The following is an 8,852-nucleotide window of genomic DNA, read 5'->3' on the forward strand; positions in this document are numbered from 1 at the left end:
ATCCGCCTATGGCGGACCACCGACCCTAATTGATTAAAAGGCTTATCCATAAATAAAAAATCCTGCTTTAATGCAGGATTCTTTTTAGTGAGCGCGGGTGGGCTCGAACCACCGACCCTTTGCTTAAAAGGCAAATGCTCTACCCCTGAGCTACGCGCCCTTATTTTTAATTTTTGAGGCACAAATATAATTTTTACTATGAAATTTTCCAAACACTGTGAAAAAATATTCACTTATAAAATTTCTATACCTCTTAAATATCTTTTCTAAAAATTTTTATACTAATTAACAATTTTAAGTATTAATTCGATAATTAATTAAAGATGAATAGATAATAGATTATTATGCTCAATTTAAAAACTCAGGAGAAATCCTTCCATGTATAAATTACTAATATTTCTAACTATAACTTTTATGATTCAAGCGCAATCAAATAATTATAAAAATTTGACTTTGGAAGACTGTATAAGATTAGCTTTAGAAAGAAATAAACAAAAAGAAATTTCTTTGCAAGCTATTAAAAAAAGTGAGGCTCAGTTAAAACAAGCTAAATCTGCAAAATACCCACAATTGGAATTTGCTTCGTTTGCTTTTTTGAACGATGAAAATTTTACTTTTGTTCAACCACCTCTAAAAATTGAACTGCCGCCAATAAACATGGGTACATTTTCATTGCCTTTTTCATCAATTGAAATTCCACCTCAAAAATTTTCTGTTGCAGAAAATAAAAGTATACTTTCGGATGTTTCTTTTGTTTATCCCTTATACTCAGGAGGGAAAATTAATTCTGTTATTGAACAGGCAAAATTAGGATTGTCAATTGCCCAAAAAGATTTGGAATTAACAGAAAGTGAAATAAAGTATAATGTTAAAAAAACATTCTATTCAGTTTTAATGGCACAAAAAGTAAACAATATTTTTAATGATGCTTTGATTAGATTCGAAACTACATATAAACTTACAGAAACTTTGTATAATGCCGGCTCTGAAAATGTAAATAAACTTGATTATCTAAAAATTAAAATGGCATACGAAACATTCAAGGGTTTGAATGAAACTATCTCCTCAAATTTAATAACAGCTTTATCTGCATTAAAATTTTTAATTGGTATAGAACAAAATGATGAATTAACCATTGTCCCTGAAGCAAATCAATATGACAGCTCTGCAGTGGAAAAATATTTGGAATCAGAATTACTAAATGAATCAAATATAAATATGCAGAAGATTAACAATGCAATAAAAGTATTTGAATATAAAATTAGAGAAGCTAAGAGTGATTATTATCCATCAATTGCATTGATAGGAAGTTATAAAAGAATGGATAACACTTATAAATATGGATTCTCAACTAAAGAAAATCAAAATATTTTTTCGATAGGAATAGGAATGAAATGGTCATTGTTTAGCGGCTTTAGAACAGATGGAAAGGTAGAAGAAATAGAAGCTGAATTATTTCAGTTGCAGAATAAAAAATTATACTTGAATGAAGGATTGAATTTGCAAAAGGAAAAATTGCTCAACGAATTAAAAGCAGCAAACATCCAGGTTGAATCAGCAAAGAAAGCTATGGAAACGGCAAGTGAATATCGAGAATTGCAGCTGAAAGCTTATATGAATGATGTGGGTTCTGTATCTGATTTTATCGAAGCACAATTATATGAATTATTTCTTAGTGCACAATATGAATATGCTCAATTCAATCGTATATGTACAATTTTAGAATTGGAAAAAATTTTTGGTGATATTCAGTAAAAAATCTTTAAACAATATTAGAAAAACTTAGATGAAATCATTTAATAAAAAATATTTAATTCTTGTTTTTTTATTGTTTTCTCTTAATAATATTATACTTAAAGCACAAACACAGATAGATACTGTTCGGTGGGGATTTTATTTTACTTCTGTGGATGAAACTGTTGCAAATAAAATAGGAGAGTCATTAAAATACTGGGTGGATTTTATTAAGAAAAAATCTAATGACAAAAAAGTTAGAGATGCAGTTTTTATCAGTAAACGTTACACTTCAATATCAGATTTTTTGAATGATGTTCGCAAAAACAAAATTGAAGTAATAAGCTTTCCTTCATTAACTTATTTCAAAAGCGGGGTTAATGATTATTTCTATCCAGCTCTTACAATTTCAAAATCATTAGAAAGCAAATATGAAAGATATTTAATAATAAGCAATGAAAATGGAGCTGATAATATCGAGAAATTAAACAATGCTGAATTGAATATTCCAAAATTATATACAGACGAACTGCTGATTACATGGATAAAATCAAAATTTAATATTCATGATTTATCTTCAAAGAAGAATAAAATAAAAATTGTTAGAACAACAAAAACGGAAATCCAATTAATCAATTCAGTATTTTTTAATAAAATCGTTTATGCAGTGGTTTCAGAAGCATCATACTTATTAGCAAAAGAATTGAATCCCCAAATAAAAAATAAAGTTAAGGTATTAAGTACCTCGCCAGATTTTCTATATATAGTAATTGCATTCAATAAAAAAATTAAAGATTACGTTGCAGAGAAAATTATTAACCTTTGCTTGAATATTCATAACTCGGTCGAAGGACGACAGATACTTAATCTAATACAAGCAGAAAAATTTTATACAGTTAATGATTCAGATTTAGGAGAAACAAAAAACTTAATAAAGTATTTGCAATCTAAAATTAATTAGTGCAGTAATTTGAGATGAAATGTAAATACGTATTGTTTGGTTCGAATAATTCAATATTTCATAATTTATGATGATTATAAAAATGAGAAACTTTATTTAAATAATTTCAATATTCGTTTTCTTTTTATGTTTTATTAACAAGCATATTCATGCTCAATCAGAAAAGAGTATTCTTAGATAGGCTCTTTATTTCCCTACTATTGAAAAAAATTATATGAAGCAAATTAATGAATCGTGGGATTACTGGTCTAAGTTGTTTCTAAAAAAATTAAACAACAAAGGTCTTGAAGGAGGAAAATTTACTGTTCAACAATATTTTTCGAAAACACAATTATTAGAGGATATTAAGCAAGATAAAATTGATGCCATAGCTTTGTTTTCAATTCATTATATAAATGATGGATTTGACAAATTCTTTTATCCTGTGTTTACTTCATCAAAATCATTAGAAGAGAAATTTCAGAAATATATACTAATCTGCAATATAAAGGAAGAAGTTGGTAAGTTAAATGATATTAAGAATGCCGAAATTCATATCCCAAAATCGAGCGAAACTGAGCTGATGAGTATCTGGATTAAATCAAAATTTGATAATAAAAAATCTTCTAATGAAAAAATTATTTTTAGCAAATCACACAAAAATGAAATTCAATTGATAAATGAAATATTTTTTGGTTCTACAAAATATGCAGTAGTTACAGAAACCTCTTTTTCTGTAGCTAAAGAATTGAATCCACAAATAAAAAATAAAGTAAAGATGATTGATGCTTCGCCGCCTTTAGTAAATCTCATAATTGCATTAAGGAAAGGATATAACAAAGAATATGAAAATATCATATTAGATATTAGTTTGAACTTTCATAATTCTACAGAAGGAAAACAAATATTAAATCTTGCACAGGCAGCACGCTTTGTAGCAATTAATGATACAGATTTGCTGGAAACAATAAAATTAATAAAATCATCTAAAACAAAATCACAATAATAAAGATTAAAGTGAAATACAGATTTGTAATATTATCAACAGTTGTATTCATTTTAATGAATGGACAATACACAGCAAAAAATGAAAATCTTAAAGCAATACTTGGATTTTATTCACCTGATATTAATGCTAATGGAGGGATGGTTAAAGAATCCTTTAGTCAATGGGTTGAAGAAATCAGAAAGATATCTACTTATAAGCCCTTCAAAACACTAGTTGTAGATTCTCGTTTTTTCAACACACCAAACGAGCTTTATAGGGAAGTAAAAAGTAATTTGCTTGATATCATTAATATTAATTCATGGGATTATTATAAATTAAACTTTGCAGATAAATTAAAACCAATTTTAGTAGCAAGTTCAAATGAAATAGAAAAGAAAGAAAGGTTTTATCTTATCAAACATATAAGTAATCCGGTTGAAGGTATAGCACAACTTATAAATCAAGAAATAGTTTTACCAAAATATAACTCTAACCAGCTTGCAAAATATTGGCTGCAAGTTGAATTATTCGAAAAATTAGGGAAGAAGAAATATAAAACAGTTAAAATTGTTGAATCTGGCAACAGCGACCAAAATGATTTATACTCGGTTTTTTTCAAAAGAATAAACTATGCAGTCGTAAGAGAAAGTACCTATCTAATAGCACTTGAGTTAAATCCTCAATTAAGAAAACACATATCTATTCTTGCAAAATCACCAGGATACATTTATTACTTTGCGGCAGCAAGAAAAAATTACAATAATGAATTATGTGAAGAATTAATAAAACTTGGAATGAATCTCCATACATCAGTAGCAGGAAAACAAATATTGAATTTAATGAGAGGTGTTAGAATTTTCCCGATTACGGAAGAAGATTTAAAAGAATCTAAAGAATTATTTATCAGATACAATAATATTTTTAATAAGAATTTCTAAAGTGAATAAAAAAATAAAAATATCACGAGCTTATTTTTCATATATATGGATGCTAGTTAAAAGGTGGTTTAGCAGTATTACTGCAAGAATAACATTGCTTTCATGGGCTATCTTACTAATTTCTACAATAATTTATGCTTTTTTCTATTACATTAATCAGAAAAATGTAATCCAGCAGAGAATGCAGTTTGAAGCAAAGAATATTGCTGAATCAATTATTCAAGCAGAGGGAACAACAATTTTTACAGAGGACTATGGCGGCATTATCGATTTTTGCACTCAACTGATTTCAAGTTCACAATCAATGGATTTTATTGTTCTTTCTAAAAATACAGGATTATCATTAATATTTGACAAAAAAGGCTGGCGATTTGAAGAACTTGGAATAAAATCTATCAAGCCTACTGAAAGAGAATCAGGACAAATAACATTTGTGAAGTTATTTAATAAAGAATATTATTTGTTCACCAAACCTTTTATATATACAGGAATTAATTGGGGGTACATTCATATAGGCATCTCTCTTGATTCATACAACAAAGCAATGGAGAACTTGTTCTCAAGAATGATGCTTTTTTCAACTATTTTCATAATTCTTGGTTCATTTGTTGCATTTCGATTTTCTCAAATGATTACTAAACCAATCGGCGAGTTAGTAAGCACAACTTATGAAGTTGAAAGAGGGAATTTAAATGTTCAGGTTAATATTGATCGAAAAGATGAAATAGGATTTTTAGCTAAGTCATTTAATTTAATGATTGATTCTCTAAGAAAAAGTACAGAGCTTCTTGAATCAAAGATCAAGGAAAGAACTTATGAACTGGAGCAATCAAACCTATTGCTTATTGCTGAAATCAATGAAAGAAAGAAAACAGAAGAGATGCTGAAAAAATACACAATAAAACTTGAGACATTAGAAGAAATTTATAAAGGAATTATTAATGCTAATTCACCTTATGAAGTCTTTAGCAATACAACAGAATTGATTTATAGAAAACTAATTCAATTTAAGATAGCAGAGCTTTCATTCTTTGATAAAGAAAGAAGAAAAGTGCTTGTTAATATTTGCATAAGAACTGATAATTTCTTTGATGTAAAAACTGAAGAGTATGACTTTGATAATTATTACGGACTCAATAAAAGTCTTGATATGCCATATTATTTGCAGACAGATATGAGAAATGCAGAAAATAAAAATCAGCATGAAAAAGAGATTTATCAAAGAGGAATCATTTCATATATCTCATTGCCACTTCATTTCCAAAATGAATTGATTGGTGAATTGAATTTTGGTTTTGATGAACCTTTAGAAGTTGAAGACGAAAAATTCGGTATTCTGTATGAAATTTCTCATCATATTTCAGTCGCAATAGTTCAATTATATTTAGCAGAAAAATTAAGACTAAATGCAGAAGAATTAAGGACTTCACTTAAAGAAAAAGAAACATTGCTTAAAGAAATTCATCATCGTGTGAAAAATAATTTACAGGTCGTATCAAGTCTGTTGTTTTTACAGTCAAAATTGTTGCACGATAAAGAAGCAATTTCGGTATTTACAGAAACTCAGTTAAGAATTCGTTCACTTGCTCTTGTACATGAAAAACTATATCGTTCAAAAAATATAAGCGAAATAAATTCTCATGAATATATAAAAAATCTTCTCACAAATATCTTTGAGACTTACCGATTTAATACAAGTGACACAGAAATAAAATTAGATATTGATGATATTAAATTAACAGTTGATAAAGCAGTCCCAATAGGTCTATTGTTGAACGAACTTATAACAAATGTTATAAAATATGCTTTTCCACAAAATAAAATGTCTGAATTGCAAAAAAAATTTGTGGAAATAGCATTTAAGAAAAAGGAAGATTCTAAACTGGAATTACTTGTAAGCGATAATGGAGTAGGATTGCCAGAATCTTTTGATATTGAAAAAAATGATTCATTAGGTTTGAAAATAGTTACAAGTTTGGTATCACAATTAGATGGTAAATTGTTAATTAATCCCAAAAACAATACGGAATTTAGAATTATTTTTTCTAATAACTGATAGGAATTAATTATGGCAAGAATATTTATTGTAGAAGATGAATCAATATTTGCTTTAGAACTACAGCAAAGAGTAATTGATATTGGACATAGTGTTGCTGGAGTTGCAGATAATGGGAAAGAGGCAATTGAAAAAGTGCTTGATGTAAAACCTGATTTAATTTTGATGGATATTCATCTTAAAGGTGAAATTGATGGAATTCAAACTGCACAACAAATATTATCAAAATACCGAGTTCCGATTGTTTATTTAACAGCTTATTCTGATGATGAAACAGTAAGCAGAGCAAAAATAACATCCCCCCATGGCTACCTTGTAAAACCAATAGAAGACAGAGAATTATATATATCAATTGAAGTTAGTTTGGCAAATTTTGAAATAGAGAAGAAACTCAGAGAAAGTGAAAGAAAATTATCAATTACTTTGCAATCAATTGGGGACGGTGTAATTGCAACGGATGTTAATGGAAATATAACAATAATGAATCCCACGGCAGAAAAAATGTGCGGCTGGTCTTTCGAAGAAGCAAAAGGATTACCGATAACTAAAGTATTTAACATCGTAAGTGCAATTGACAGAGGAAAAATAAATAATCCCGTAGAAGAAGTTTTAAGAACTGGTAAAATTGTCGAATTAGCTAATCATACAGTTTTAATTTCACGCGATGGAACTGAAAGACATATATCAGATAGTGCTTCACCAATTAAAGGTGATACTGGTGAAATTGAAGGAGTTGTACTTGTATTTTCTGATGTAACAGAAGCATATAAAAATCGGGAATTATTACGACAATCAGAAAGATTATATCGTAATGTAGTAGAAAATGCAAGTGACATAATTTATACAATTGATTTAGAAGGGAATATTTTACAAGTAAATGCAGCGGGTTCCAAATTATTAGGTTATTCGATTGATGAAATAAAGAAAATGAAATACCATAGTTTTATTGCAAAAGAATATTATGAATTAGTAAGAAATCATTTTTTGAAGCAATATACTAATAGAGAACAAACAACTTATCTTGAAGTACCGATAATCAAAAAAGATGGAAAGCGAATATGGCTTGGAAGCAATCTTAATTTATTATATGAAGGGGATAATATTAAAGGTTTTCATGTTATATCGCGTGATATAACAGACAGAAAAAATCTTGAATTCAGTCTAATTGAAGCAAAAGAAAGAGCAGAATCTGCAAATAGATTAAAAGATGCATTCATTGCTAATATTTCTCATGAAATTAGAACTCCTCTTAATGGATTGCTTGGAATGATCTCTGTTCTTAAGGATATTTTCAGTCCATATATTACAGATAATGAAAAGAAATATTTTGATGCGATAGATAAAGCAAGTAATAGAATCATAAGAAATATCGATTTAATACTTAACTATTCACGAGTTCAGGTAGGCGAGTTTAAAACAAATCCTCAATACTTAAGATTAGATGAAATATTGAATGACTTATATGTTAGTTTTTCAGTAACTGCAAAACAAAAAGGTCTTGTGCTTAAATACGAAAATAATGTGGGAGATACACAAATCTATTCAGATAGTTACAGCATCAATCATATATTTTCCAATCTTATTGACAATGCAATCAAATATACCAATGAAGGCTCTGTAAGTATAATTCTTTATCGAAATCATGAGGGAAATTTAGCTGTTGATGTTGCAGATACAGGAATTGGAATCTCAAAAGAATATATGGATGATATATTTAAACCTTATACTCAAGAAAGAATTGGTTACAACAGGCCATACGAAGGTGTTGGTCTTGGTTTATCGTTGGTAAAAAGTTTGGTTGATAAAATCAATTCCAAAATTTTTGTTAAAAGCATTAAAGGCAAAGGCACAACTTTTACTATAGTGCTGAATGATATGCAATTAGCAAGTGATGCAGATAAATTAGAGAAAGCGGAAACTTTAGAACGTAAATCTGAGAATCAAACCTCTTCCCCAATATCATCAGTTCCAAAGGTGCTCGTAGTTGAAGATGAAGAAATAAATCAATTATATCTTTCAAAAAAATTAAGTAACATCTGCGATGTAGTAATTGCTGAAAGAGCAGAAGATGCTTTGGATAAAATAAGTAAAAATGATTTTGATATTATTCTAATGGATATTTCATTAAAAGGAATGATGGATGGATTGCAATTAACAAAGGAAATAAAGTCAAAAGAGAATCTAAAACATATTCCA

At 28.3% G+C, this 8,852-nt stretch carries 6 protein-coding genes and 1 tRNA gene; 6 read left to right on the forward strand and 1 reads right to left on the reverse strand.

All coding sequences use genetic code 11. The annotated features are described in order from the left end of the window. Positions 1-88: 88 nt before the first annotated feature. Positions 89-160 (reverse strand) — tRNA-Lys (locus AC27L2_RS13480). A gap of 218 nt (positions 161-378) precedes the next feature. On the opposite strand from AC27L2_RS13480, the gene AC27L2_RS13485 reads away from it, so the two are divergent. The 6 genes from AC27L2_RS13485 to AC27L2_RS13510 form a co-directional block, all read left to right on the forward strand. Further along, the gene (locus AC27L2_RS13485; RefSeq protein WP_487212289.1) at positions 379-1,755 is read left to right on the forward strand and encodes a TolC family protein; all 1,377 of its coding nucleotides are present in this window, start codon (positions 379-381) and stop codon (positions 1,753-1,755) included. A gap of 31 nt (positions 1,756-1,786) precedes the next feature. Then, positions 1,787-2,695 carry a PhnD/SsuA/transferrin family substrate-binding protein gene (locus tag AC27L2_RS13490; RefSeq protein ID WP_487212290.1) on the forward strand — a complete coding sequence of 303 codons (909 nt, stop codon included), beginning with the start codon at positions 1,787-1,789 and terminating at the stop codon, positions 2,693-2,695. A 214-nt stretch (positions 2,696-2,909) separates the two neighbouring features. Further along, positions 2,910-3,680 carry a PhnD/SsuA/transferrin family substrate-binding protein gene (locus AC27L2_RS13495; protein WP_487212291.1) on the forward strand — a complete coding sequence of 257 codons (771 nt, stop codon included), beginning with the start codon at positions 2,910-2,912 and terminating at the stop codon, positions 3,678-3,680. Between the two features lie 11 nt (positions 3,681-3,691). Then, positions 3,692-4,600, forward strand: coding sequence for a PhnD/SsuA/transferrin family substrate-binding protein (locus tag AC27L2_RS13500; protein ID WP_487212292.1), 909 nt, complete (start codon positions 3,692-3,694; stop codon positions 4,598-4,600). 1 nt (position 4,601) lies between these two features. Further along, complete coding sequence (locus AC27L2_RS13505; RefSeq protein ID WP_487212293.1) at positions 4,602-6,656, forward strand: histidine kinase dimerization/phosphoacceptor domain -containing protein; 2,055 nt, start codon at positions 4,602-4,604, stop codon at positions 6,654-6,656. A 12-nt stretch (positions 6,657-6,668) separates the two neighbouring features. Next, the coding region (locus AC27L2_RS13510) for a PAS domain S-box protein (protein ID WP_487212294.1) at positions 6,669-8,852 on the forward strand (2,184 nt) is incomplete at its 3' end.

The organism is Rosettibacter sp. KY25 (assembly GCF_057554405.1).